At 53.9% G+C, this 25,760-nt stretch carries 26 protein-coding genes; 17 read left to right on the top strand and 9 right to left on the bottom strand.

Annotated elements, in window-relative coordinates; genetic code table 11:
• Positions 1–73: 73 nt before the first annotated feature.
• Positions 74–1,801 (top strand): tetrathionate respiration histidine kinase TtrS, encoded by a 1,728-nt coding sequence (ttrS, locus tag FHW74_RS14355; RefSeq protein ID WP_183171080.1) that lies wholly within the window; start codon positions 74–76, stop codon positions 1,799–1,801.
• Entirely contained in the window at positions 1,801–2,385 is a 585-nt protein-coding gene (gene ttrR, locus FHW74_RS14350) for a tetrathionate respiration response regulator TtrR (protein ID WP_183171079.1), read from the top strand. The genes ttrS and ttrR overlap by 1 nt, the downstream gene beginning before the upstream one ends.
• A gap of 26 nt (positions 2,386–2,411) precedes the next feature.
• On the opposite strand, the gene FHW74_RS14345 is transcribed toward ttrR, so the two are convergent.
• The 3 genes from FHW74_RS14345 to FHW74_RS14335 all read right to left on the bottom strand — a co-directional run bounded on the left by FHW74_RS14345 (position 2,412) and on the right by FHW74_RS14335 (position 4,419).
• The gene (locus tag FHW74_RS14345) at positions 2,412–3,494 is read right to left on the bottom strand and encodes a malate/lactate/ureidoglycolate dehydrogenase (protein ID WP_183171078.1); all 1,083 of its coding nucleotides are present in this window, start codon (positions 3,492–3,494) and stop codon (positions 2,412–2,414) included.
• Between the two features lie 69 nt (positions 3,495–3,563).
• A complete protein-coding gene (locus FHW74_RS14340) occupies positions 3,564–3,980 on the bottom strand; it encodes a YeeE/YedE family protein (RefSeq protein WP_183171077.1) in 417 nt (138 codons plus the stop codon).
• Between the two features lie 10 nt (positions 3,981–3,990).
• A complete protein-coding gene (locus FHW74_RS14335) occupies positions 3,991–4,419 on the bottom strand; it encodes a YeeE/YedE family protein (RefSeq protein ID WP_183171076.1) in 429 nt (142 codons plus the stop codon).
• Positions 4,420–4,574: 155 nt separating this feature from the next.
• Between FHW74_RS14335 and paoA the strand changes: the two genes are divergently transcribed.
• The 5 genes from paoA to FHW74_RS14310 are packed head-to-tail and all read left to right on the top strand — an operon-like array spanning position 4,575 to position 9,906.
• Entirely contained in the window at positions 4,575–5,258 is a 684-nt protein-coding gene (gene paoA / locus FHW74_RS14330; RefSeq protein WP_183171075.1) for an aldehyde dehydrogenase iron-sulfur subunit PaoA, read from the top strand.
• Complete coding sequence (locus FHW74_RS14325) at positions 5,255–6,205, top strand: xanthine dehydrogenase family protein subunit M (RefSeq protein WP_183171074.1); 951 nt, start codon at positions 5,255–5,257, stop codon at positions 6,203–6,205. The genes paoA and FHW74_RS14325 overlap by 4 nt, the downstream gene beginning before the upstream one ends.
• A 4-nt stretch (positions 6,206–6,209) precedes the next feature.
• Positions 6,210–8,399 (top strand): aldehyde oxidoreductase molybdenum-binding subunit PaoC, encoded by a 2,190-nt coding sequence (paoC, locus tag FHW74_RS14320; protein ID WP_183171073.1) that lies wholly within the window; start codon positions 6,210–6,212, stop codon positions 8,397–8,399.
• A gap of 12 nt (positions 8,400–8,411) precedes the next feature.
• Entirely contained in the window at positions 8,412–9,332 is a 921-nt protein-coding gene (locus tag FHW74_RS14315; protein ID WP_370528025.1) for an XdhC family protein, read from the top strand.
• The gene (locus tag FHW74_RS14310) at positions 9,322–9,906 is read left to right on the top strand and encodes an NTP transferase domain-containing protein (RefSeq protein ID WP_183171072.1); all 585 of its coding nucleotides are present in this window, start codon (positions 9,322–9,324) and stop codon (positions 9,904–9,906) included. The genes FHW74_RS14315 and FHW74_RS14310 overlap by 11 nt, the downstream gene beginning before the upstream one ends.
• Positions 9,907–9,922: 16 nt before the next feature.
• Here the strand turns inward: FHW74_RS14310 and FHW74_RS14305 are convergent, their stop codons facing one another.
• Positions 9,923–10,387, bottom strand: a complete 465-nt coding sequence (locus FHW74_RS14305) for a GNAT family N-acetyltransferase (protein ID WP_183171071.1) — start codon at positions 10,385–10,387, stop codon at positions 9,923–9,925.
• A 118-nt stretch (positions 10,388–10,505) separates the two neighbouring features.
• Here FHW74_RS14305 and FHW74_RS14300 point away from each other — a divergent pair, with 118 nt between their 5' ends.
• Entirely contained in the window at positions 10,506–11,939 is a 1,434-nt protein-coding gene (locus FHW74_RS14300) for a PLP-dependent aminotransferase family protein (protein WP_183171070.1), read from the top strand.
• Positions 11,940–12,057: 118 nt separating this feature from the next.
• Here the strand turns inward: FHW74_RS14300 and FHW74_RS14295 are convergent, their stop codons facing one another.
• The 3 genes from FHW74_RS14295 to FHW74_RS14285 all read right to left on the bottom strand — a co-directional run bounded on the left by FHW74_RS14295 (position 12,058) and on the right by FHW74_RS14285 (position 15,046).
• On the bottom strand, positions 12,058–13,377 hold the full coding sequence (locus tag FHW74_RS14295; protein WP_183171293.1) for a glycoside hydrolase family 10 protein: 1,320 nt from the start codon (positions 13,375–13,377) through the stop codon (positions 12,058–12,060).
• A 99-nt stretch (positions 13,378–13,476) separates the two neighbouring features.
• Positions 13,477–14,739, bottom strand: a complete 1,263-nt coding sequence (locus tag FHW74_RS14290) for a type II toxin-antitoxin system HipA family toxin (RefSeq protein ID WP_183171069.1) — start codon at positions 14,737–14,739, stop codon at positions 13,477–13,479.
• On the bottom strand, positions 14,729–15,046 hold the full coding sequence (locus FHW74_RS14285) for a helix-turn-helix domain-containing protein (RefSeq protein ID WP_183171068.1): 318 nt from the start codon (positions 15,044–15,046) through the stop codon (positions 14,729–14,731). Before FHW74_RS14285 ends, FHW74_RS14290 begins: the two co-directional genes overlap by 11 nt.
• Positions 15,047–15,206: 160 nt before the next feature.
• On the opposite strand from FHW74_RS14285, the gene FHW74_RS14280 reads away from it, so the two are divergent.
• Positions 15,207–16,001 (top strand): OBAP family protein, encoded by a 795-nt coding sequence (locus tag FHW74_RS14280; protein WP_183171067.1) that lies wholly within the window; start codon positions 15,207–15,209, stop codon positions 15,999–16,001.
• 182 nt (positions 16,002–16,183) lie between these two features.
• Here FHW74_RS14280 and FHW74_RS14275 read toward each other — a convergent pair whose 3' ends face one another.
• Positions 16,184–16,822, bottom strand: a complete 639-nt coding sequence (locus tag FHW74_RS14275) for a winged helix-turn-helix transcriptional regulator (RefSeq protein WP_183171066.1) — start codon at positions 16,820–16,822, stop codon at positions 16,184–16,186.
• Positions 16,823–16,908: 86 nt separating this feature from the next.
• Entirely contained in the window at positions 16,909–17,571 is a 663-nt protein-coding gene (locus tag FHW74_RS14270; protein ID WP_183171065.1) for a winged helix-turn-helix transcriptional regulator, read from the bottom strand.
• Positions 17,572–17,993: 422 nt separating this feature from the next.
• Between FHW74_RS14270 and FHW74_RS14265 the strand changes: the two genes are divergently transcribed.
• The 8 genes from FHW74_RS14265 (at position 17,994) to FHW74_RS14230 (ending at position 25,371) form a co-directional block, all read left to right on the top strand.
• Positions 17,994–18,524 carry a fimbrial protein gene (locus FHW74_RS14265; RefSeq protein WP_183171064.1) on the top strand — a complete coding sequence of 177 codons (531 nt, stop codon included), beginning with the start codon at positions 17,994–17,996 and terminating at the stop codon, positions 18,522–18,524.
• Positions 18,525–18,583: 59 nt separating this feature from the next.
• Positions 18,584–19,261 carry a molecular chaperone gene (locus FHW74_RS14260; protein ID WP_183171063.1) on the top strand — a complete coding sequence of 226 codons (678 nt, stop codon included), beginning with the start codon at positions 18,584–18,586 and terminating at the stop codon, positions 19,259–19,261.
• A 51-nt stretch (positions 19,262–19,312) separates the two neighbouring features.
• On the top strand, positions 19,313–21,847 hold the full coding sequence (locus FHW74_RS14255; RefSeq protein ID WP_183171062.1) for a fimbria/pilus outer membrane usher protein: 2,535 nt from the start codon (positions 19,313–19,315) through the stop codon (positions 21,845–21,847).
• A 61-nt stretch (positions 21,848–21,908) separates the two neighbouring features.
• Complete coding sequence (locus tag FHW74_RS14250) at positions 21,909–22,895, top strand: fimbrial protein (RefSeq protein WP_255459922.1); 987 nt, start codon at positions 21,909–21,911, stop codon at positions 22,893–22,895.
• 27 nt (positions 22,896–22,922) lie between these two features.
• The gene (locus tag FHW74_RS14245; RefSeq protein WP_312972980.1) at positions 22,923–23,456 is read left to right on the top strand and encodes a fimbrial protein; all 534 of its coding nucleotides are present in this window, start codon (positions 22,923–22,925) and stop codon (positions 23,454–23,456) included.
• Between the two features lie 43 nt (positions 23,457–23,499).
• Complete coding sequence (locus FHW74_RS14240; protein ID WP_183171061.1) at positions 23,500–24,009, top strand: fimbrial protein; 510 nt, start codon at positions 23,500–23,502, stop codon at positions 24,007–24,009.
• A 41-nt stretch (positions 24,010–24,050) separates the two neighbouring features.
• Positions 24,051–24,746, top strand: coding sequence for an EAL domain-containing protein (locus FHW74_RS14235; protein WP_183171060.1), 696 nt, complete (start codon positions 24,051–24,053; stop codon positions 24,744–24,746).
• Entirely contained in the window at positions 24,739–25,371 is a 633-nt protein-coding gene (locus FHW74_RS14230) for a LuxR C-terminal-related transcriptional regulator (RefSeq protein ID WP_183171059.1), read from the top strand. Before FHW74_RS14235 ends, FHW74_RS14230 begins: the two co-directional genes overlap by 8 nt.
• Positions 25,372–25,760: the final 389 nt, after the last annotated feature.

Here is a 25,760-nt window from a genome sequence, read left to right as displayed (position 1 = left end):
ATGGGCGAGGGGCAGGGACTATTGTGGTAAACCACATACCCGGCGGGTTGTTGATCTAACGCAATCCGGCACGATGGGAGAAAGGGTGAAAAGGGCGTTATTACTGATGATTTGCCTTGGCTTCGGCTTATCCGCCATGGCCGGGGAAAGGACGATCGGCGTGCTGGCGATGCGCGGCGACGCCGCGACTCTGCGGCACTGGCAGCCGCTGGCGGATTCCCTGAACCAGCGGGTGCCGGGGGAGCATTTTCGTATTCAGCCGCTCGATCTCAGCCAGATGCGCGAGGCGGTTAATCAAAAATCCATCCAGTTTGTACTCACTAATCCGGCGCAGTTTGTCCAGCTAAACAGCCATTACTATCTGCGCTGGCTGGCGTCGCTGCGCTCGCAAGACGGCAATAACATTATCGGCAGCGTTATCCTGGTAAACCGTGAAAGTAAATTACAGGATCCACAGGATCTGATCAGCAAAACCGTCGGCGCGATCGATCCTTTGGCATTCGGCGGTTATCTTACCGGTTATAAAGCATTAACCGATCGCGGTATTCGGCCTGAGAAAGATTTCAGGCTGCGTTTCACTGGCTTTCCGGGGGATGCGCTGCTGTATCTGCTGCGTGAGAAGGCGATTCAGGCGGCGATTGTGCCGGTGTGTTTGCTGGAGCAAATGGATGCCGAAGGGTTAATCGACAAAACCGCGTTCAGGCCGTTGATGGTGGATCCGGTTGCCGCGCCGTGCGTCACCAGCACGCCGCTGTACCCAAACTGGTCATTTGCCGCGTTGCCGGATGTCGATAACGCGCTGGCCGATAGCGTGGCGCGCGCGTTACTCAATAACCAGCAGCCGCCGTTTCTCTGGGGTGCGCCGGTCTCTACCAGTGAAGTGGAAAACCTGCTGCGGGCGGTGAATCAGCATCCGGAACAGCGCCGGCTCTGGCAGGAGGTGCGCAGTTGGCTCATCCAGAATCAGTTTGCGGTCGGCGTGTTGATCCTGGTTGTGCTGTTGCTGTCGGTTAATCATATCTGGATTGCCCTGCTGGTACGCCGACGCGGGCGGCAGCTGGCAAAAGCCAGCGAAACGCTGCGCCAGCAAGAGAAAGCGCTGGAGAACGCCCGGCAGCTCAGCGTGCTGGGGGAAATGGCATCGGGATTCGCTCACGAACTCAACCAGCCGCTGTCGGCGATTCGCCACTATTCCCAGGGCTGCCTGGTGCGGCTGCGTAAAACCGATGAGCACCATTTTTTGATCCCGGCGCTGGAGCATATCGACGCCCAGGCCCAGCGCGGCGGCGAGACGCTGCGTAATCTTCGTCACTGGGTACAACAGCCGTCTGCGTTTGATGCCGCCGAACGGGAGTCTGTTACGGTTTCCGCCAGGGAGACGGCCCAGCGCGTCGCAGATCTGCTACGGCTCGGGCAGCATTATCCAGGGCTGACGCTGTTTAATCAGTTACCGGCCACCTTAACCCTGACGCTGCCGCCGATGGTGCTGGACCAGTTGCTCGCCAACCTGATTCTTAACGCCGCCCAGGCGGGCGCCAGCGCCATCTGGCTAACAGAACAGGAGGGCGGGATTGTGGTGCAGGACAACGCAGGCGGAATAGATGACGCGCAGTTGGTCCACGCGTTTCGGCCATTTAATACCACCAAACCCGACGGTATGGGGCTTGGGCTGGCAATCTGCCAACGGCTGATCCGCGATACTTACGGCGAAATCACGCTGGATAATCATCCCGCGCCGGACCATAAAACCGGGCTGCGCGTGATGCTGCAATTTTCAATCAATGACGCTAAGGATACCTGATGCCGGTTGTTCATCTGGTGGATGATGATGTCGCTGTGACCGAAGCTTGTCAGTTTTTGCTGGAAGGGTTTGGTTATCGCGTTCAGTGCTGGAACGAGAGCCAGACGTTTCTGGCGCAGGCCGCGCTGCATGAAGCGGGCGTGGCGCTGCTCGATTTACGGATGCCGCATCTCGACGGCCACGGGCTGTACGGCGAACTGCTTAAGCGGCGCAGCACCCTGGCGGTAATTTTTCTCACCGGGCATGGCGATTTGCCGGTCGCGGTAGAGCAAATGAAGCGCGGCGCGGTGGATTTCCTGCAAAAACCGGTCTCCGCCGGGCCGCTTATCGCGGCGATTGAACGGGCTCAGGCGGTCTCTTCTGCTGCCTGCGAGCGGCGGCAGATCCGCCAGCGCTATGAAAGCCTGACGCCAAAAGAGCGGGAAATCGCCCAGTTTATTGTCCAGGGCCTGATGAACCGTGAAATCGCCGGGCGGTTGAACGTGGCGTTGCGCACGGTGGAAGTGCATCGCGCCAGAGTGATGGAAAAGATGGCGGCGCTGAATATCGCCGAGCTGGTAGGGAAGATGCGGGCAATGGAATAACAGGCCCTGGCGGGCCTGAAAAAAATTTACCCCAGCTGCGCCTTAAAACGTTCCAGCTCGTCTTCCGGCATACCCGCCTCACGAGCCGCCTGGCAAATGGCGTTCCAGCTACTTTCATCCAGCGGGATCCCCTGGGCGAGGCGCGCTTCGCGGTTATGCATTTCCCATTCGCCCGGTACCTGTACCGGCTGCGCCGGATCGTGCGGTGACTGTTTTACCCACTCCACAAACGCGTCGGTTTGCTGCTGCATATCCGGGGCGTCGAACAGGTCGGGGTTGAGAATAAGGGTGGTCATGCAGTTGAAGATGGCGTCCACGCTCGCCTGTAATGTCTCCTGATGGGTGGTTTTCCCGCCCGACAGCGCGCCGCCGAGAATTTCGCACATCGCCGCCAGCGCGTAGCCCTTATGCTGGGCGAAGGTAAGCAGGGAACCCAGCGGCGCGACGTGCATCACGGCCGGATCGTTGGTCGGCAGGCCATGTTGATCAATCAAACAGCCATCCGCCACCGGCTCGCCTTTGTGCCAGGCGACGCGGGTTTTGCCAAAGGCAATGGCGCTGGTGGCGTAATCTAACAGTAGCGGCGGCGCATCCTTGCGGGGGAACACCACGCACAGCGGATTGGTGCCGAATCGGCTGTCTTTACCGCCGAACGGCGCGACCATCGGGTCGCCCACTACATTCACGAAGTGAATAGAAATAAACCCCGCCGCCGCGCATTTTTCTGCCCAGTAACCAATGCGGCCTATATGGTGCGAGTTATGCAACGCCACGGCGGCTAGCCCGAACTGGCGAGCTTTTTCAATGCCCAACTGGATAGCTTCATGAGCCGCCACCTGGCCAAAGGCGGCGTTGCCCTCCAGCGTCACCACCGCACCGGCGTCTTTGACTACCCTGGCATGCTGATTAAGCTGTAAATAGCCCTGCGCCAGCGAGCGAATGTAGCTTGGGATCATCCCCACGCCGTGGGAGTCGTGGCCTGCCAGGTTGGCGGAAACCAGATGATCGGCCACCAGCCGCGCTTCCTGCGGCTCACTGCCCGCATAGCCCAGCAGCGCCTCGACAAATTCCTGAAGCGCTGCCGCCTGAAAACGTAACCCTGTCTGCATTATTGTTCTCCGTTATAGGTTGTGTGCGTTTTCATGCTGCGCTTTGCGGGATGTGAGGTCAAGCCGCCGCTATTTGCCTCTGTTTTCAAGCCATTGGTAAACCAGCATTCCGGCGATCATCGCCGCCACAAAGACCACGCCCTGGCCGATCCCCGCGCCGAGCAGGACCAGGCCCGGTCCGGGGCAAATCCCCGCCAGCCCCCAGCCGATACCGAACAGCACCGAACCGCCAATCAGGCGCTGATCAATCTGCTGTGAAGTCGGCAGATGCATTTCGGTTGCGCAGACGGGCCGCGCGCGCTTTTTCGCGCTGCGAAAGGCAAAGAAGCCGACGCCGATTGCGCCGCCCATCACAAACGCCAGCGCGGGATCCCACAGCCGGGTGATATCCAGAAAGCTCAGTACCTTCGCGGGGTCAGCCATGCCGCTGACGATCAATCCGATGCCAAAAATCAGCCCGGCGAGCAGGGAAACGAGATTATTCATGTTGCGCTCCTTAACGCCAGAATCCGGTTAGCCAGACGGTGACAAACGCCACGCCCATAAAGGTGGCGGTGGCCGCCAGTGAACGGCGCGACAGCCGCGACAACCCGCAGACGCCGTGCCCGCTGGTGCAGCCGGAAGCGTAACGGGTACCGATACCCACCAGCAGCCCGGCGATAATCAGTAGCCACCACGGCGTGGCGACGGTAATTGGCGGGAGCGGGGCAACCAGCCGGTACAGCCAGGGCGCGAGCACTATTCCCGCCAGGAACGCCAGCCGCCAGCCTTTATCCGGGGTTTTCCGGTTTAATAAACCGCCAAGAATGCCGCTGATCCCGGCGATGCGTCCGCAGAACACAATTAATACCCACGCCGCGCCGCCGATCAGCAATCCGCCGATAAAACTCGCCAGCGGTGTAAAGTTCGCCATATCAATGTTCACGTTTATCTCCTTATTCATTCGCGCAACTTATCAGGGCTATCAGGATTTAAGAATAATCCTGCTGCCAGTGCTGACTATGCTTAATGTTCAAAAACTTCCAAAACCATTGCGGTAAGCGCCCATTCTTACCCTTTTTTTATGACTGGAGGCCTGGTATGAGCAACCAAGGCAACAACGAGCAGCAAGCCCATCCTGACGACGATCGCCACCATTTTAACCTGACGCGGCGAGAACTTTTAAAAGTTGGTGCGGCGACGGCTGCAACAGCGGCCGTTCCTTCGGGCGTGGCGCTGGCCAGCGAGCCGCCGGTGACGCCGCCGCCGGAAATCACGCCAGTGCGTTTTACCGTTAACGGCGAGGTCCGTGAACTGAACGTGGATACCCGTACCACCTTGCTGGACGCGCTGCGCGAAAACCTGCATCTCACCGGCACCAAGAAGGGCTGCGACCACGGCCAGTGCGGCGCCTGTACGGTGATTGTTGATGGTCGACGGGTGAATTCCTGCCTGACGCTGGCGGTAATGCATCAGGATGCCGATATCACCACCATCGAAGGACTCGGCACGCCGGATAACCTGCACCCGATGCAGGCGGCATTCGTCAAACACGACGGCTACCAGTGCGGCTACTGTACGCCGGGGCAGATTTGCTCGTCGGTGGCAATGCTCGAGGAGATCAAAGCCGGGATCCCGAGCCACGTCACGCTGGATCTGGTTTCGCCGCCGTCGATGGATGCCGATGAAATCCGCGAACGGATGAGCGGGAATATCTGCCGCTGCGGGGCCTATTCCAATATTCTCGCCGCGATTGAGGATGTCGCCGGAGGGCAGAAATCATGAAGGCGTTTACCTATCAGCGCGTGACTACCCCTGCGCAAGCGGCATCCAGCGCTCAGGGGCATGCCGGAGCCAAATTTATCGCCGGCGGCACCAATCTGCTCGATCTGATGAAGCTGGAAATTGAAACCCCGACCCATCTTATCGACGTTAACGGTTTGGGGCTGGATACCATTGAACCCACGCCGGAAGGGGGATTACGTATTGGCGCGCTGGTGCGCAATACCGATCTGGCGGCAGACCAACGGGTACGGCGCGATTACGCGGTGCTGTCGCGCGCGCTGCTGGCCGGGGCGTCAGGGCAGCTACGCAACCGGGCGACCACGGCGGGCAATTTGCTCCAGCGTACCCGTTGCCCGTACTTCTACGATACCAACCAACCCTGCAATAAACGCCTGCCGGGCAGCGGCTGCGCCGCGCTGGAAGGCTTTAGCCGCCAGCATGCGGTGGTGGGCGTGAGTGATGCCTGCATCGCCACCCATCCCAGCGATATGGCAGTCGCCATGCGGCTGCTGGATGCGGTCGTCGAAACGGTGAAGCCGGACGGCAGCGAACGTAAAATTCCGCTGGCGGAGTTTTATCGCGCGCCGGGCAGAACGCCACATCTGGAAACTGTCCTGACGGCCGGCGAGTTAATTACCGCCGTGACGCTGCCTGCGCCGCTCGGCGGCACCCATATCTACCGTAAAGTGCGCGATCGCGCCTCGTATGCTTTCGCCCTGGTCTCCGTGGCGGCCATCGTGCAGCCCGATGGCACTGGCCGCGTGGCGCTGGGCGGCGTGGCCCATAAGCCCTGGCGAATGGCAGAGGCTGATGCGCAACTCACTCACGGCGCGCAGGCGGTTTACGACACGCTGTTCGCCAGCGCGCAACCCACGGCTGAAAACCAGTTCAAGCTGATCCTGGCGAAGCGCACGCTCGCCTCGGTACTCACGGAAGCGAGGGCATAAGCTGATGAAATTTGACAATCCGGCTCAGGAAAACCCCATCGACCAGCTTAACGTGGTGGGCCGCCCGCACGATCGTATCGACGGCCCGCTGAAAACCACCGGCACTGCGCCTTATGCCTATGAATGGCATGATGAGGCGCCGAATGCGGCCTATGGCTATGTCATCGGTTCCGCCATCGCCAAAGGGCGTATTACCTCAATGGATGTGCAGGCGGCGCAAAAGGCGCCGGGCGTGCTGGCGGTGATCAGCGCTGAGAATGCCGGGAAGCTGGGCAAAGGTGAAAAAAATGCCGCCACGCTACTGGGCGGCCCGAAGATTGAGCATTATCACCAGGCGATTGCCGTGGTGGTCGCCGACACCTTTGAACAGGCGCGGGCGGCAGCGGAGCTGGTTCAGGTGGAATACCAGCGCGAGCGCGGGGCTTACGATCTGGCTGAAGAAAAGCCCGCCGTTACCACACCGCCGGAAGATACCCCGGATAAAAAAGTCGGCGAATTCGACAGCGCGTTTGCTTCCGCCGCGGTTAAGCTCGACGCCACCTATACCACGCCGGATCAGAGCCATATGGCGATGGAGCCGCATGCGTCAATGGCGGCCTGGGACGGGGATAAACTGACGCTCTGGACCTCTAACCAGATGATCCACTGGTGCCAGACCGATCTGGCGAAGACCCTGAACATTCCCGAAGAAAACGTCCATGTGCGTTCTCCGTATATCGGCGGCGGCTTTGGCGGCAAACTGTTTTTACGCAGCGATGCGCTGCTGGCGGCCCTGGGGGCGCGGGCCATTAAGCGTCCGGTGAAAGTGATGCTCACCCGACCGATGATCCCCAACAATACCACCCATCGTCCGGCAACCATTCAGCGGGTACGCATTGGCGCGGATAAGGACGGGCATATCACCGCCATCGCCCATGAGAGCTGGAACGGTAACGTGCCGGGAGGACCCACGGAAACCGCCACCAACCAGACCGAGTTTCTCTATGCCGGGGCCAATCGCCTGACCGGTTTGCGGCTGGCGAAGCTCGATTTACCGGAGGGCAACGCCATGCGCGCCCCTGGCGAAGCGCCGGGCATGATGGTGCTGGAAATCGCCATGGACGAGATGGCGGAAAAGCTGGAAATGGATCCGGTGGAGTTTCGCGTGATTAACGACACCCAGGTGGACCCTGCCGATCCGCAACGTAAATTCTCGCAGCGCCAACTGGTGGCGTGTTTACGCCAGGGCGCGGAACACTTTGGCTGGAGCCAGCGTAACCCGAAGCCTGGCCAGGTGCGCGAAGGGCGCTGGCTGGTGGGGATGGGTATGGCGGCGGGCTTTCGCAACAACCTGGTGATGACATCCGGCGCACGTGTGCATCTGGATGCGCAGGGCGGGGTCACGGTAGAAACCGATATGACCGATATCGGTACTGGCAGCTATACCATCATCGCCCAGACTGCCGCGGAGATGATGGGCGTGCCGCTGGACAAGGTGATGGTAAAACTCGGCGACTCCGCTTTTCCGGTTTCCGCTGGCTCTGGCGGGCAGTGGGGCGCAAACAGCTCGACGGCTGGCGTTTATGCGGCCTGTGTGAAGCTGCGCGAAGCGGTGGCGAATACGCTGGGCTTCAATCCCGATAAAGCGGTATTTGCCGAAGGGCAGATCCGCGACGGGGATCGCAGCGTCGCGCTGACCGATGCCGGGGCGCTGAGCGCCGAAGACAGTATTGAGTTTGGCGATCTCGATAAAAAATATCAGCAATCCACCTTTGCCGGGCATTTCATCGAAGTGGCTGTGGACGTGGCGACCGGCGAAGTGCGGGTGCGCCGGATGCTGGCGGTGTGCGCGGCGGGCCGGATCCTGAACCCGAAAACGGCGCGCAGCCAGGTGATCGGCGCGATGACCATGGGGCTTGGCGCGGCGCTGATGGAGGAGTTAGCCATCGATACCCGGCTGGGGTATTTCGTTAACCATGATATGGCCGCCTATGAAGTGCCGGTTCATGCCGATATTCCGCGTCAGGAGGTGATTTTCCTTGATGAGACCGACCCGATCTCCTCGCCGATGAAAGCCAAAGGCGTGGGCGAACTGGGGATTTGCGGGGTCAGCGCGGCTATCGCCAACGCCATCTATAACGCCACGGGCGTCAGGGTGCGTGATTATCCCATCACGCTGGATAAGTTGCTGAAAGGGTTGCCAGAACTCCTGTAAGGAAGGTGAACCGTGTTGCAACACGCGTCTTTGATTGAACCTGGCGTGCTCAACCCCGAGCAGGCGTTTTTAACCGATGATAGCCGGGTGATTTTGCGCTTTGCCGCCGATGCCCTGACGGCGGGGATGGCGTCGGCACTGGTGACCCTGGTGGAGATCCGCGGCGGCGCGGCGCGTTCGCTGGGCGCGCAGATGGCGGTGCGTGAAGATGGGCAGTATTGCGGATTTGTTTCTGGCGGTTGCGTGGAGTCTGCGGTGGCTTATGAGGCGATGGAAGCGATGCTGGCTGGCGAGGACCGGACGATAAGTTATGGCGCGGGGTCGCCGTATTTCGATATCGTGCTGCCGTGCGGCGGCGGAATTACGCTGACCGTTCATATTTTACGCGCCGTTCAACCGCTACTGGCGGTGCTTAACAGACTGGAGCAGCGTCAACCGGCGGGGCTGCGTTATCGCCCGGATCAACAAATACTGGCCAGTAGCGAGCATCGGCCAACCGGCTGGCACGGCGCGGAGTTTGTGGTGAGCTATCGCCCGCGCGCGCGGGTCATGGTGATGGGTCACTCTCTTGAAGCGCAGGTGACGGCCAACCTGGCCCAGGCCGCGGGATTTGACGTCCATACCCTCGACAATCCCCAACCCGCGTTACCGCTAATCGATGCCGATACGGCGGTGCTGTTGCTTTATCACGATCTGCATCGCGAGCTTCCGCTATTGCAGGCCGCGCTGGCGGCCCAGCCGTTTTATATCGGCGCGCTGGGCAGCCGCTGCACCCATCAAAAGCGGGTAGCGGCGCTGGCTGAAGCAGGCTGGAGCCCGGAGGATATCGCGCGAATCAAAGCGCCCATCGGGATCTTCCCGAAAGCTCGCGATGCTCATTCCCTGGCGCTTTCGGTGCTGGCTGACGTGGCGGCGGCGCGCCATGCAGGCTGAGGGCGTTATCACGCCGCCGGTGGTGATTATTCTGGCTGCCGGTAAAGGGCAGCGGTTTCGCGATTCCGGCGGGCAAGTGCATAAGCTGGACGCCCTGCTTGATGGCAAAACGGTGCTGGCGCATGTGCTGGATGCGGTGAAGGCGGCTGGTTTGCCGTGGCATCTGGTCAGGCCGCAAGGCGGGACCGGCGGGATGGGGGAGTCAATCGCGCTCGGCGTAACGGCAACGGCGGGTGCTTCAGGATGGCTGATCCTGCCGGGAGATTTACCGCTTATTCAGCCTGATACACTACGGCGTGTTGCCCTTGCGCTCAGCGAGAAGCCGGTTGTGGTGCCGTATTATCAGTTGCAGCACGGCCACCCGGTGGGGTTTGGTCGTGATTACTTTATGGCGCTGAGCGCGTTGCAGGGGGATAAGGGTGCAGGAGGCATCGTGCAGATCGCGCATCAGCGCGGCGAAGTTGTATCACTGGCGCTTAGCGACAGGGGCATTGTTGAGGATGTCGACACGGCAGGGGATTTGCGTGCCATTCAGCACAGGCACGCCGCAACACCGACAATAAACCCGGCTTAATGCGCCGGGTGGGTCGTTATCTCACCGGCATACGGTATTCAATCATGCCGCTTTTCTTCGCAATCCAGTCATATAACCGCTGACCGCGCAGGTTGGTTTCATGGGTATGCCAGTAGAGATGGGCGGAGTGGCGTTTGCGAGCCTGTTGCTGCACATACTCGATAAGCTGTTTACCAATCTGCCTGCCGCGCATCTCTTCACTGACAAATAAATCCTCCAGATAGCAGTAGTCCGTTTCTGCCCAGGTAGAACGATGGAACAGATAGTGGACCAGACCGACAATTTTGCCATCGCATTTCGCCACCGCGCCGAATATCGGCTCAATCGGATTGAGAAAGCGGCTCCATGTCAGGCGAGTGATGTCGTCTGAAATATCTACGCGATAAAACAGCTGATAATTTTTCCATAACGGTAGCCAGTCGGCGTAATCCTGTTGGCTAACAGGCTCAATCGTGACGCGGGATACGGTTGGGTTATTCATGGTTATCCTTTTCTTTCGTTTGCTGTGATGACGGCTATGTTAATGGCGATTGTGGTTCCAAATAAGTGACACTTTTTGTATTTTTAACGGATCCACTTTTCTTCTCACGAGCTTCGCCATGAAAAAAACTGACGCTCCCGTGTTTCACGAGCTGTTGCTGGAAAAAGGCGTTATTAAGGACCAGGTCTATCATGCGCTGCGTAACGCCATCCTGGATGGACGGCTTGCTGGCGGCTCGAAGATCCCCTCAAGCCGCGCAATGGCGGAAATGATGGCGATTTCCCGCAATTCTGTGATTGCCGGATTCGAGCGGCTAATGGACGAAGGTTATCTTGAGACCCGCAAAGGGGCAGGAACGTTTGTCGCCCGGAGTATTCCGGACCGGCTTATCAACGAACATTATCCGAGAGTGTTGCATAACACGGTAACTCAAGTGGAACATACCCCGGTCAGCGATGGCGGAATGGAGCGGCTGTTTGCCGTTGGCGTAGGCTGTACCGATCTTTTCCCTCATGACCTGTGGGGAAGGTTGCTTGGACGAGTTTGGCGGCAGTCGCGGCGGGAACTGAGTTTACACACCAGCCCGTATGGCTACCTGCCGCTGCGCCGGGCGATCACCCGCTATATCCAGGCAACGCGGGGCGTTAATTGCCATGAAGATCAGGTGATTATTGTCAATGGGATCCAGCAGGCGCTGGATATCGCCGCTCGCGCTTTATTAACAACAGGCGATGAAGTCTGGCTGGACGATCCGGGTTATAACGGGGCGCGCGGCGTTTTCACCTCTGTGGGCGCAACGGTATGCCCGGTCAGGGTCGACAGCGATGGTATGGATATCGACGACGGTATTGACCGCTATCCCCAGGGGAAGTTGGTGTATACCGCCCCCTCTCACCAGTTCCCCTTAGGCGGGACGCTGAGTCTGCCGAGGCGTCTGGCGCTGCTGGAGTGGGCGAATGCGCATAATGCCTGGATATTCGAGGATGATTACAACAGTGAATTTCGTTACGCGGCACGGTCATTGCCGGCGTTGCAGGGGCTGGATACACATCAGCGAGTCATTTACGCCGGCACCTTCTCTAAAATGATGTATCCGGCGTTCCGGGTGGGTTTTTTAGTGGTTCCTCAGGCGTTACGCGAGCGTTTTATTACCACCCGCTATTATGCCGACCTCTGCAACGGCTATCTCGAACAGGCGGTATTAGCGCGATTTATTGAAGAGGGGCATTACGCCGCCCATGTGCGCCGGATACGTAAAGCCTGTTATGAACGCAAATCTGCGCTGGTGGCCGCTATCGAAAACGCTTTCCCACAGCAAATGACGGTGCATCCCACGGATTCAGGCGTGCATCTGGTGTGTTGGTTAAACAATGGCCTGACGGCTCGCGCGGTGCAGGACAAGGCACAGCAACTGGGGATGGGCATTCAGACGCTTGAGCGCTACTGCCAGCGGCCCCTGTCCCGGGAAGGGATCTTGCTGGGCTTTGCTAACCATCCGCCCGAAATCTTAACAGCAGGAATTCGCCGCCTGGCAGAGGTGATCTTACGTTAGTTACAACATACATTAAGCTGCGAACAGATAACTGAACGCCAGCTCAGTACCTTTATTTGTCAGGCAAGTAAGAAAGGGCAGAGTGAGCCCTGATTTGCGGCTCACTCTGAGGGGGAAATTAACGGCTGCTCCAGCGATGTTTAAGATAATCAACGGCCTGGCGCGTTTGCGGTTGTTCCAGATACGCTTCCCGGAACAGAATGGTGCCGTGGATATGCGGGTCAGATTCGTTCATATCGAGCTGTTTTTTCAGCTCCGGTACGCCGCCTTGCACCGTCCAGTCCGGTTCGTTTTTTGACGGTTCGCCCACTTTATACAGCGCAACGCCAATATACAGGCGGGTGTTGGTGGGTTTAACAACGTCCGACCACCATTTCGCCAGTACCCCATAGCGGGCCGCATCGCGGGCGAAGGGCCAGTAGATTTGTGGCGCGATGTAATCCAGCCAGCCTTTTTGCACCCAAAGACGGGTATCGGCGAAGGACTCATCATAGGCCGCTGCGCCACGGGTATCGGAACCGGCGGGATCGTGCGAGCGGTTCCGCCAGACCCCCGCAGGGCTGACGCCAAATTCGACGTTCGGGTTCAGCTGTTTAATGGTGCGGGAAACCTGCTCGATAAGCTGCGCCGTATTATGCCTGCGCCAGTCCGCTTTTGAGGCAAAGCCCTGACCGTACTGGCGCCAGGTCGGGTTATCATTCAGCGTGGAGGCGGGGGTTTCGGTATAGAAATAATCATCGAACTGCACGCCGTCCACCGGATAGCGCGCAACCACTTCCGCCACAATACTGGTGATCCAGTCGCGGGCTTCCGGAATGCCCGGGTCGAGCACAAAGCGGTCGCCCGAGGTGCGTATCCAGTCGCGATGCAGCACAAAAATGCTGGCAGGATTTAAGGGCAGGGTGCGGTTAAGCTCATTAACCGTTGAACTGCGGGTATTGGTGGAAACCCGATACGGATTAAACCACGCATGTACTTTCATGCCACGCTGATGCGCTTCATCGAGGATAAACTGCAGCGGATCGTAACCGGGATCTTTGCCGATCTCACCGGTCAGCATATCGGACCATGGCAGGATTTTTGATGGCCACAGCGCGGTGCCGTCGGGTTTAACCTGGAAAAACACCGTATTGATACCCATGCTTTTCAGGTTATCCAGCTTGGTGGTCAGCGCCTGCTTTTGCTGGCGAATCCGCGCATCCGGGCTCAGATTGACCGAGTTCACCGGCGGCCAGTCCAGGCGGGACACGGTCGCCAACCAGACGCCGCGCATCGGTTGCGGGTTTTGCCCTGGCTTATCAGGCAGCGGCTGCTTTGCCACTGGCGGCAATGGCGTAACCAGTGACTTCGGCGGCTCGGAGGAACAACTGGCGAGCAACAGCGCGGCGACAATAATTTTTACGCCCGCGAAACGGGGAAAGCGACGAGTATTGATGATGAGACACTCCCTTTATTCTGATCGTCATTTACGTGGCTTCAGGCGGTACAGAACCCGCCAGGCGAGTCAGTATATACCTGACTTGCGCGCAGCGGCAGCTTATCGCAGCCGGTTGATATTGTTGTTTAACTGAGACTGGATATCGCGCAGCGTAGCGCGGGTAATTTGCCCCGGCAGGAGGTGTTCAGCCATCCCCGCAAAGCCGGTTGCGACATCGGCAATGCGCTCAATGATCTGGCTGATTTCTGTTTCTGCCAGTTCAGCTTCCTGAGTGCCTAGCGCCAGAAGATGCTGACGATGAATATCCAGTGCTTCGCCCATTACATCCATCTGATGATATCCACCGGGCCCATCGCAATACGTAACATCAAAGGCGGGGGCCAGTTCCCACATCCCGGTTGACGACATTCGGTAAGCGAAGTTTTTAGGATGGTCGTCCCGGTTGTTAAAGATGACGTTAAATACCACGCGCTCAAAGGCGCGCGCGGTTTCACGCACATCATTGGTGCAAAGCCGCGTGGCGCGTAAAAAATTAATGTAATCCAGTGAACCCGCTACCTGGTAGTTGGCGCCGGTAAACGCCGCGAGACTTTGCATCGGGACCCGCAATCCCTGGTTTCGGTCAAACCTGCGCGTGGCAAAAGCTGACTGCCCGCCAGGCAAATCAAAATATTCACTTTCTGATGTGTCGATGCCGCACTGGCGCAGGCAATGGGCATAGACCATTTCAATCGCGCACACTTCCGGATGTTCATTTCTGGCAGGAAATTTTATCAGCCAGGGCTCCAGCCCAGCCGTAGAGGCTGTGGTGAAATGGCCTGTGGCGTTATCACGATATAATAGCGCTTTCGGTCTGGCGCCCTGCGGGGAGCCGCCCATCTGTAACAATCTGGACAGAAATTCTCCGCCTTCACCATCAAGAACTTCCTGTACTTCGCCAGCCAACTGGCTTAATGGAATATCCTCCGTTGCGCTTAACGCTTCAGGCTGGACAGGGACAAATGACATCGCACCCATGGCATTCTCGCCAATATAAGTGAGCCTCTCCAGCGGGCTGATTCGTGCCGGATTTAACCCGCGTTGCCTGAACAGGCGATCCATGAGCAGCATCCCCCAGCCGTCAGGGAGCGAATCGTACACCGGGCCCGGCAGCCCGAGTTGATGTGCGGGAAAATCGCGCCGCAAACGGGGCCCGTTTAACGGCAGAGAGAGAAGGGAGAGCTCCAGACCTTTTTCCAACGCAGTCTGGCTGTACTCGAACATAATTAAGGGGCGGCCAGTAAGGGCGGTTGTGATCGCCAGCGTACCCCAAAGCCACCGTTCACCCCATCCCTGATAATAAACCTCGACACTAGCCGGCATCATGATTCCTTTTCTTGATTCGCTGACGGTTAAGACTCTCTTCATAGCGGCGTAAATCGTCAAGACTTTCCAGCTTTGGTTGAAACAGTTGTTCCAGTTCCTGAAGGCGGCCCAATACCATCGCCACGCGCACGACGCTTTCGAAGCCGATGTTTTTGCCGGATTCGAGATTGGATACCGTGTTGACGCCTACGCCCGCTCTGGCGGCGACCTCAGACTGTGTCATTTGCCGGGCAATGCGCTCCTGGCGTAAACGTTCACAAAGCAGCTTAACGATTTCACCAGGCTTCTGGAGAGATAAATCCATTTTAATGGGTCTTATAGGTAAAAAACGCAGATAACACACATTATAACAGATTTACGATAAAGCCACATCAGGCTTGCGTGTGGTGCTCGCGACGAAAATTGTCCAGAGGGATGCCCTGAAATGTACTACGTTCAGTAAAACAACGTTTACCGGAGAACACATGAAACCTTTAGCGCTTTTGGTGTTAACGAGCCTGACGCTTTCGGGCTGCGGCGCCAATAATACCGCGCCAGCCACGGCGATCCCGGGGGGAAAAACGTCCACAAGCCTGCGCACGTTAGAAACCGGCGCGCAAGTTATTCAATCCCGTCCGCCGGTAGAGGCAATAAGCGCCTATCTGGATGGTTTCCACTTTTATAGCGGGGATAAAGATGGCCAGATGGAGGCGCATCACTACGTGACGGTACTCAATGACGATGTGATGCAGGCGGTGATTTATGATGCGAACACTCACGATGCCCGGCTGATGGGCGTTGAGTACATCATTAGCGAACGTCTGTTCAGAACGCTGCCGCCGGACGAGAAAAAGCTGTGGCACAGCCATCAATATGAAGTGAAATCGGGCAGTCTGATTGCGCCGGGTTTACCGGCGGTAGCGGACAAGGCGTTGATGAACAAAATTGTTAACACCTATGGGAAAACCTGGCACACCTGGCATACCGATCGCGACAAAACGCTACCGCTCGGCATTCCGGCGTTAATGATGGGATTTACGGAGGAAGGGCAGCTTGACCCCGCGCTGCTGGCCGACCGGGATCGGCGGTTTGATGTCAATACGCAGGAGATTAAACAGCAACGACAAGATGTGCTGGCACGGCCGGTCGCAGAAGGCGCCAATGCCTGGGAGCGCGGCGACGTTATTCAACTGAAGCGGGTAGAGGGCCCGGGTGAACACAGGCATGGTGAAACGCATCAGTTCGGATTATCGGAGCAAACGAAAGACGCTGAAAATTGATCTCGAAAGCTAAGATGTAAAATAAAATCATCCAAATTACGGCGGTATACATCTGGCTGGCTCCGCGCTGTTTGCGGGGCTACGCCACTGAGCCATCAGCAAGATAAGATGAATCTGACCAAAATTATATTACCTGAACGGCTGTGAGCGAAGACTCAATCAAAAGAGGATGTGTACAGGCTTTAAAACTTCTCAGGAAGCTTGCTGATAGTAATTAATTTCCCTCTGTTCATTTCAATGAATCCGCCTTCTTTCAACGCCGCCAGGATACGCATCACTCCGCTACGGGATAGATGCGTTTTCTCCCGGATATAACGCTCAACGGTGGTATTCTCCCTTATAAAGGGGGGCTCGTTGATTAACTCATACAGTTGAGCACGGATAAGGTCATAGGCGGACGGGGCGGATAGTTGTTCGCCGGAGTGAAAAAGTTTACCCGCCAGCCCCATCATATACTTTGCCAGTGGTTCCCAAAGTTGATTAGCGTTGATTATGTTATAAACGGCTTCCGTTTCCAGAATGACAACCTCACACAGCACCTGTGTTTTGATATAGGCATCCGTTTCCTTTTTGTGCGTATTACTTAGACCAAGCAATGCCGGCCCGGAAACCGTAGCAATTAGCCTGTCATCGCTACTGCGGTAAACCGCACCGCTTCCTTTAAGGATGACATAGCAAAAACGTTTATTGCCCACATGAAAAGATAAACGACGTCGCGGGAGAATGCGCTTTATTTCTGCATCGCGCGTTAAATATTCAATCAATTGAGGAGCAAATTCTGACGGATGCAAAATTAAAGAAGGTGAAATATGCGTAGTCATTTTTATACCTGTCAAAAAGGCTTGTGCTTTGACGGTAAGTATAATGTGACTTCAGAATTTGCTCACAAAAAGTAACGATCAGAGGGTCAGAACTTGAGCGGTAACTCGTTGATTGCCACCAGAACCCCACGGTTCAGCTCGATGTAACCCGCATCGCGAAGTTCAGCGAGAATGCGCATTATGCCGCTGCGGGACAGGTAGGTGCGGCTTTGGATGTAGTTGGCGGCGGTAATATTGTTGCGAATACGCTCCGACTCGTTCATCAGTTCCTGAAGGTGAAAACGGATTATCTCGAAGGATGACATTTGTGAAATCAGTGTGCAGTGCTCGTAAACACGCGACGCTGTGTATATTAGCAGCTTGCATAAGCTCTCCCACAGTCCAAGACTCTCAATCAGCAAATTAAATCGCTCAAGTGGTAATCGAGTCATTATGGCATTTTCATTTATACGGATATAGAGATTTTCAGCCTGCGAAAACTGATTGCTGACGCCCAGAACAAACATTGCCCGTTCAGAATTGAGAACCATTCCATCACCACGACGATTAAGCGTAACGCTGCCCTGATGAAGTAAATAGCAGACCCGATTTTTACCGGAACGATAACGTAGGATTTCGCCTTTATTGGCCTGGAATACCGTCCCAAACGGCGCGATTTCTTTAATTATTTTTTCAATGTCTGAGGTAGGCTTACACGCCTGCACAAATTTCCCACCCATAGTTTCCATGGTGGTGATTTTTGTATTCATGGCCTTAACTCCAGGCAACCTATTTTGGCAAAGAGATAAGGTAGTAATTATCGGCCTGATAAAATAAGAAATAAATAATCCTTTGATGTCAAAGTAGACTGCATTAGTAACATATATGCAACACGGTTGGTGTGGTCTAAAAATATCAACCACACTTGTTAAATCAATGTGAATATTACAATCTACGAGTGGATTAAAAAGATATTGTATAAAAAAATGTATTTCTATAAATTTCACTCAGCAAGAGAAGGAATGGAAAGAAGTGTCGCTTAAGGCAATTCTCATTCTAATGATTGCAACACTGGAAATGAAATGATTGGTGAAAAACATCTCTGGGTATTTTTCGCTACAGGATGTTATTACCTGAGTTTCAGAAACTTATAAACTTAATAAAGTTAATAGAGTAATAAGGAATTTTTTTCATGAAAAAGAATATTATCGCTGCTGCAATCGTAGCTACTGCTGCACTGTCTATGTCTAACGCTTTTGCTACAGCTGGCATCGTGAACTTCAACGGTGAAATTCTGGATACAGCGTGCACCGTTGATGTAGGTTCTCAGAATCAGACCGTTGATCTGGGTCGTTATAACCGTTCTGAGTTCGTCAACGCAGGTGATGTGACTGCTGCTAAGAAATTCAGCATCGTGCTGAAAGATTGCCCGGCTTCTGTAAGTTCTGCATTCGTACGCTTCGACGGTACGCCTGATTCTTACAACTCTGATCTGCTGGCTATCGACAGCACAGTAGCGGGTGCTGCAACCGGCGTTGCTATCCACCTGATGACTGCTGATAAAGCTCACCTGCCGCTGCACGGTTCTAACGGCTACAGCTATCTGCTGTCTTCAACGACTGATAACACCCTGGATTTCTACGCACAGTATAAATCTACCACCACTGGCGTTACTGCTGGTCCGGCGAACTCTGTCGCCAACTTCTCTGTGGTCTACAACTAATTTTCCTGCTGGAAAATATATAAGGGCCGGTTTCCGGCCCTTTGCTATCGAGGTATAAAATGAACTTTCTGAGTAAATCTTTAATTGCCTGTGCAGTTATTCTTGCGGGCGCTTCAGCAGCCAATGCCGGTGCGGTCATTGGTGGAACGCGTGTAATTTATGATGGCAATAAAAAAGAAGCCTCTATTAGCGTTAATAATCCTGACTCAACGCCATATTTAATTCAGTCATGGGTGGAAACGTTAAACGGGCCAACTGAGAAAGCACCTTTTATTATCACACCGCCATTATATCGCCTGGATAAAGATCAGCAGAACGTTGAGCGTATCGTGCTTGCGGGTTCGTTACCCCAGGATAAAGAGTCACTGTTCTGGCTCAATATTAAAGCCATTCCTTCTGCGCCCCGTAAAGACAATACCTTACAGATCGCAGTGAAGACCCGTATCAAACTGATCTACCGCCCGGCGGCGCTTAAAGGCGTTGTTCCTGATGATCAGGCGGATAAATTAACCTGGCAGCGCGCCGGTAATCAGCTGCAGGTAACAAACCCAACCAATGTCGTGATGAATTTCAATGAAATAGACGTCAACGGTAAAAAGCTGGAAAACGTTTCGTATGTACTTCCGGGATCAACCGCGCGGTTTGATTTACCGGCAGGCGTCAACGGTGGGGCCGTTACGTTCAAAATAATTAATGATTACGGCGGCATCGGTAAAGCTCATAACGCCTCTTTGTAATAATCGCTGATGTCAAGGATAGATGCCCGGTTCTGATGGAGTAATATATTGATGAGTAGGAATAAACATAAACTAAAATTCAAACCTGCACGTCTCGCTTTATTAATCGCTTTTGCTCTTGAGGCCGTTTCCCATGGCGTCTACGCGCGCGATTATTTCAACCCGGAGCTAATCGAATTAGATAATCCGGGTATGAACAAAGCCGACCTTTCAGCATTTGAATCGGGTTCGCAATTACCTGGCACGTATCGTGTCGATGTCATTGTCGGCGAACAGATTGTTGACACCCGCGATATTCAATTCAGTACGGTCAAGGATGACAAGGGCGAGGAATCATTACAGCCATGCCTGAGCGTGGAAGAGCTTAAAAACTGGGGGGTTAAGACCGAGCAGTTTCCTGATCTGAACACCAACGGGCAATGCGCAAAACTGTCTGCCATTCCGCATGCCAGTGCCGAGTTCCTGTTTAGCGCCCAGCGTCTGGTGCTGAGTATTCCGCAGGCCGCAATGTCACCGCAGGCTCGCGGCTATGTTCCGCCAGAAATGTGGGACGAAGGGATCACTGCCGCAATGCTGAACTACAACCTGAGTGGTGCAAACAACTGGGCGCATAACGGTCAGGGCAGTAATACCAACAGCCAGTACGCGAACCTTCGCCCTGGTATCAACATTGGTCCGTGGCGGTTGCGCAATTACACAACCTGGAGCCGGGACAGCAATGGCAAAGACAAGTGGGATACCGTCTACACCTACGCTCAGCGGGCGATTATTCCCTTTAAAGCGCAGCTTACCGCCGGTGACAGTTCGTCCCCGGCAGATGTTTTTGACAGTATTCCGTTCCGCGGCGCCCAACTTGCTTCCGACGACGACATGATGCCGGACTCGCTGAAAGGTTATGCGCCAGTGGTGCGCGGCATTGCGCGAACTAACGCGCAGGTAATTGTTCGCCAGAACGGCTATCAGATTTATCAGAGCTATGTGGCGCCGGGTGCGTTTGAAATAACCGATATGTATCCGACCGGTGGCTCAGGGGACCTCTACGTTACCGTGAAAGAGAGTGACGGTAGCGAGCAACACTTCACCGTCGCATTTGCGTCGTTACCCGTGTTGCAACGTGAAGGGCGCTTCAAATACGCGGTCACCGGTGGTCAATATCGTTCCTACAATGGCGATGTAGATAAAACCCCGTTCAGCCAGCTCACCGGGATTTACGGTCTGCCTTATGGTTTGACGCTTTATGGCGGGATGCAGGAGTCCAGCAAATATCAGTCGCTGGCGCTGGGTATCGGTAAAAACATGGGCGATTTGGGTGCTGTGTCTACGGACGTTACCCAGGCGTGGTCGAAGCCTCAGGATTTACCAAAGAGCAATGGTCAATCCTGGCGCGTTCGTTACAGTAAAAACTTTATTGAAACCGGAACTAACTTTGCCATCGCCGGCTATCGCTACTCAACCAATGGTTACTACGGAATGCAGGAAGTGCTGGATTCCTATGGCGATGACACTGCATTGCAGGACCGCCGCCGTAACCGTGCCGAATTGACGGTGAGCCAGACTATTGGCCAGAGCCTTGGTTCGTTAATGCTCAGTGCTGTACGCGAGGATTACTGGAACAGCGGAAGGACCATGGAGTCCTATAGCGTCGGGTATAACAACTCGTGGAATAGCGTGAACTATGGGATTACTTATACCTATAGTAAGAACGGCAATATGTATAGCAATGGGCACTCCGTTAGCTACAACAAAGATCAGCAAATTGCGCTGAACATCAGCGTGCCGTTGGATAAATTCCTGCCGCGCACCTGGGCTAACTACAACATGAATACCAGTAAGAACAGCGGCACCACGCACAATGTGGGCCTGAACGGTTCGGCGCTGGAGAATAATGCCCTGAACTGGAACGTACAACAGGGTTATGGCACCGATGGCGTAGGTTATTCCGGTAATGCTAACGCCGATTACCGCGGAACCTATGGAGAAGTGACCGCGGGTTACAGTTATGACAAGGTCAGCGATCGCCTGTATTACGGTCTTCAGGGCGGCATTCTTGCCCACGCCGACGGTGTGACCTTCTCGCAACCGCTGGGTGAAACCAACGCGCTGGTGAAAGCCCCAGGGGCAAAAGGGGTGAGCATTCAGAACCAGAGCGGGGCGAAAACCGACTGGCGCGGCTACACCGCGGTAAGCAACCTGATGCCATACCGCAAAAACGATGTGGCGTTATTAACTGACACGCTGCCAGATGATGTAGAGCTGGAATTAACCAATAAAACCGTTATTCCAACGCGCGGTGCGGTGGTGCGGGCAGATTATGTCGCCAACGTGGGGATGCGTGTGTTGATGACGCTAAACCACAGCAATGGGCAGCCAGTACCTTTTGGCGCAATTGCGACCGTGAAAGGACAGAATACCAATAGCTTTATTGTCGGTGACCAGGGTCAGGTTTATCTGACCGGATTAGCCCCGAGCGGCACTTTGCTTGTTAAATGGGGAGAGGCGTCCTCGCAGCAGTGCCAGGTAACTTATTCTCTGCCTGAAAAAAGTGCCAATAATGGTGTTCTGTCAGTTAATCAAAATTGCCATTAATTAATGCGCAGCGACAGATAGCGCCATTTCGTCAGTCATATTTTGTATAAAAGGTTTGGGTATGCAAAAAAGATTTTTTTGTGCCATGTTACTACTCCTTATGAGTATTAGCTCTGGGGCCTGGGCAGCCAGCTGTATTGTTCAGGGGAATACGACTTTACAAAATCTCCCTTCGATATTGTCAGTACAACGAGATGCGCCAATAGGCGCGCCTCTCTGGTCAGGAAGTGTTGGCACCATTGGGGCAAATTGTACCGAACCCGGTGACGGTAGTATGTGGATGGCCTATTTATGGTATTGGTCTCATAAAACAGTAACCAATAATATGATGCCTACATCTGTGGCAGGGGTTGGATATAAGGTAAGAATTGTTGAACGCTCTGGTGGTTCCGCGACAACGCCTGCTTCCGGGTATGTTAACCTCTACGGCGGATGGTGGCCTAAAAATTTATACGGCGGTTCGGTTCTGGCCGATGTTTATTTAGAAATATATAAAACTGGTACTATTACTCCCGGCACAATAACCGGTGAAGCCTATTACCTTGGCTATTCTGAGGTCTATGATAACGGAACCTCGGGGCCATTTGATTTGGCCGTGATTAACTTTCCGGCGGTACAGGTTGCAGTCAGAAAATGCTCAATAAGCACCACCAATTTAACATTCCCTATTGGAAATGTTCCTGTCGCAAGCTTTGGTAGTACCATCGGATTTATTCCTTCTGGTGCAAATAATACACAAAACTTAGGCTTATCGTGCGACCCTGACGCTAATATAAATGTTTCATTGCAAGGAACGACTAATCCAGATATTTCCACAACCAGTGTTCTGGCATTAACAGGGCAGGGAACAGCAGGGGTCGCTTCAGGTGTGGGTGTGCAATTACTGTACGGTGGTTCGCCACTGCAATTTAATACACCGATGGTATTGAAAAGGTCCACAGGGGGGCAAGAAAGCCTGCCTATTACCGCCCGTTATTATCAAACCAAAACGAGCGTGTCGGTAGGTAGCGCCAACGCTTCGGCGACACTGAATTTAACGTACCAATAATTTATAAAAGGGACTAAATAAATGACAGTGAAAATGAAAATGAAAAAATTATCCAATATCGCGGGAACAACTATTGGATTATTGATGGTAATGCACAGCGCTTATGCTGCCGATACCGTCAACCTGAATATCACCGGAAACGTGGTGGCCTCACCCTGTGTGGTTAATGGCGGCGTTGGCAATATCGACGTGGATCTTGGCAATATCCAGGCGACCACGCTGGCTGCGGCGGGCTCTTCCTCTACGGAAATCCCATTCGATATTAAATTAACCGCGTGCCCAACGGGCACATCCAGCGTAACGGCAACCTTCGCAGGGACCAGCGATCCGGTGGCTGGCGTGAATTACTATAAAAGCACGGGGACTGCAGGGAACGTGGCGGTAGCATTAATCCAGGCCAGCAATAGTAGCCTGAAAGGCAATGGCTCCACCATTACTCAAGCTGTGCAGGCCGATCGCACCGTGACTATGTCCATGAAAGCAAAAGCTTATTCAAGTGCAGGAAGTGCCACACCAGGGACCATCAAATCCGTTGTTACGGCAACATTTACCTATCAATAATAAGCGCAACGCCCCGGTTTACCGGGGCTACAAGGTGATATTTATGTTAAAGCCCAGCCTGAAAATAGCTTTCTGTTTAGCGTTATTCTCTGCTGCTGTGCAGGCAGACCCACTGATTTCAGTTACAGGAAATGTTGTGGCAAGTCCCTGTACTGTCGATACCAATACGGTGAATAAAACCGTTGATTTAGGCTCGCTGCAACGTCTGGATTTGCAAAACGCGGGTGAGGGCGGCGACTGGCATGATTTTGAACTGTTGCTAACAAATTGCCCGTTAGGAACAGTCACTGTCAAGGCACAGCTCAGCGGCACACCGGCCCCCGGGGACGCGACTGCATGGCAAAACAGTGGTAGCAGCGGCAACATGGCGCTGCGGATTACCAGCCGCGATCATCTCACCATAATTGCGCCAGGGAGTTCTCTGACCAGTAACGTTAATACCAGTAACCGTACCGCGTCATTTTTACTGTCGGCGAAAATGTTTACCCCCCAGGGCAATGCTGTTGCGGGTACCTTTCAATCAGTAATGAACGTCGACTTTACCTGGCAATAACCCCCATGAAATTGAGTAAAGCATAATCCATAGGGTTTTATATGACTTGTTGTTTACCGCTCGAACAAGCGGTGCTGGGTATACGTTTTCAGCCAATTTATTCACTGATAGACAGGCAAATTGAGGCATGGGAAATACTCAGCATATTGCACCCTGACTTAAATCATGAACACTATTTCGCTTCGCAACCTGATGATGTGTACATGAACTTACTTTACTGGCAATTACATATTATTGCCAAAATGAAAAATAAACGCCGTTATTATTTTAACATTCCCGCCAAAATGCTTTGCAGTGCACAGGTTGTTGAGCGGATTGCCGTTTATTTACGTCAGGGTATTGTTATCGAGATTCAGGATCCCTATGGGTTAATTCAGCTTTCACCTGATGAACGTAAACGGCTATATCAGAATATCGAACGAATACGGTCTCTGGGAGCTGAAGTTTGGCTGGATGATATTCTGCCTGAACAAATCACGTATTTAACTGATGAAATAAATCTCTTCAACGGCGTTAAAATTGATAAGAGTTTGCTTCTTAGCAACACTTACGGAGAAGACAGTTTACAGGGCCTGATATCTCACTGTCTGGCCAGGGTAAAGTTAGTTCTCGTCGAAGGTATCGAGAATATTCGTCATTTCAAACTCGCTGAAGGTACCGGATGTCATTACCTTCAGGGATTTATGTGGCCAGAGCAAAAGTTTAAGCTTCGTTATACGGCGGTGTCAGATGATTAGCATTTTGATAAAAGATTCCAATTCTCTTTTTAGTCATGGTTTGCAAGTTTTCTTAAAGGAATTATTTAAAAGGGACTTTTCTCAGAAAGTAAGTTTCGTCGTTGACTACACGCCCGAAAATATAGCGGCAGCCGATGTAATTGTCCTTTCGCTATGTCGCGGTGAAAGATATACCTGTTCCCCTGAACTTCGTTCACGCAAAAAGGGGATTATCATTGGTCTCATTAATGAAGAAGAAGCCGTTGGGCCATCACCTTCATGTTTTGAAGATATTACGTATATTAACCGCGGTAGCTCTTTATCTGAGATGGCAGGTAAAATTGGCGCGGTCTGGAAAAAATGGCTGGCTTCCGCACAGTTTAAACAATGCTTTTCGTGTGTAAGTTGCAGCTGCCGCCAGATGTCGAGCCGACAACTCCAGATTATGGCGCTTTACTATAAGGGCCTGACGGTCAAACAAATCGCGTTTAAGATGGGGTTGAACCACAAATCTGTTTCCGCCTATAAGTATCAGGTAATGAATAAGTACAATTTACGCAATGATACGGAACTGCTGGCTTTTCTCAATGTGTTGGCTAACAAAAACGCCAGCACGATGAGTTTCCGTCATTTGCTTGAAAGCTGACGGAGATGGACGAACCTCTGGCTCTTGACTGGCACTCAGTTAAGGAAAGGGGTATACGCACTGTGTCACTCCCGGCATGGCTGATTCCCCGCGAAGTAAAATCTGCAGCGACAAATTCGTTAAATCTTACCCTCAAAGCGAAGCGCGGGATGACAGCGTAAGGTTTTATCGCTAGCATAGCGCGCTCGCACCGAAACCCTGTGATAAACCGGCTTTCCTGGAGTAATGAGAAACCGGGCCTCAGCGCAGGCGGGAGGGGGGAAATGCGCTGGCAGGCAAAACCCATTGAAAAGATTCACTGTGAACAGCTCTGTGGATAAAAACGTAATTTAACATAATATACATTATGCGCACCGAGGAAGATTTATGTGGATTTTGCCGTTTCGCCA

The sequence above is a fragment of the Atlantibacter sp. RC6 genome, from assembly GCF_014193285.1.
Taxonomy (GTDB): Bacteria; Pseudomonadota; Gammaproteobacteria; order Enterobacterales; family Enterobacteriaceae; genus Atlantibacter.
This window is presented reverse-complemented; position numbering and strand designations above follow the sequence as displayed.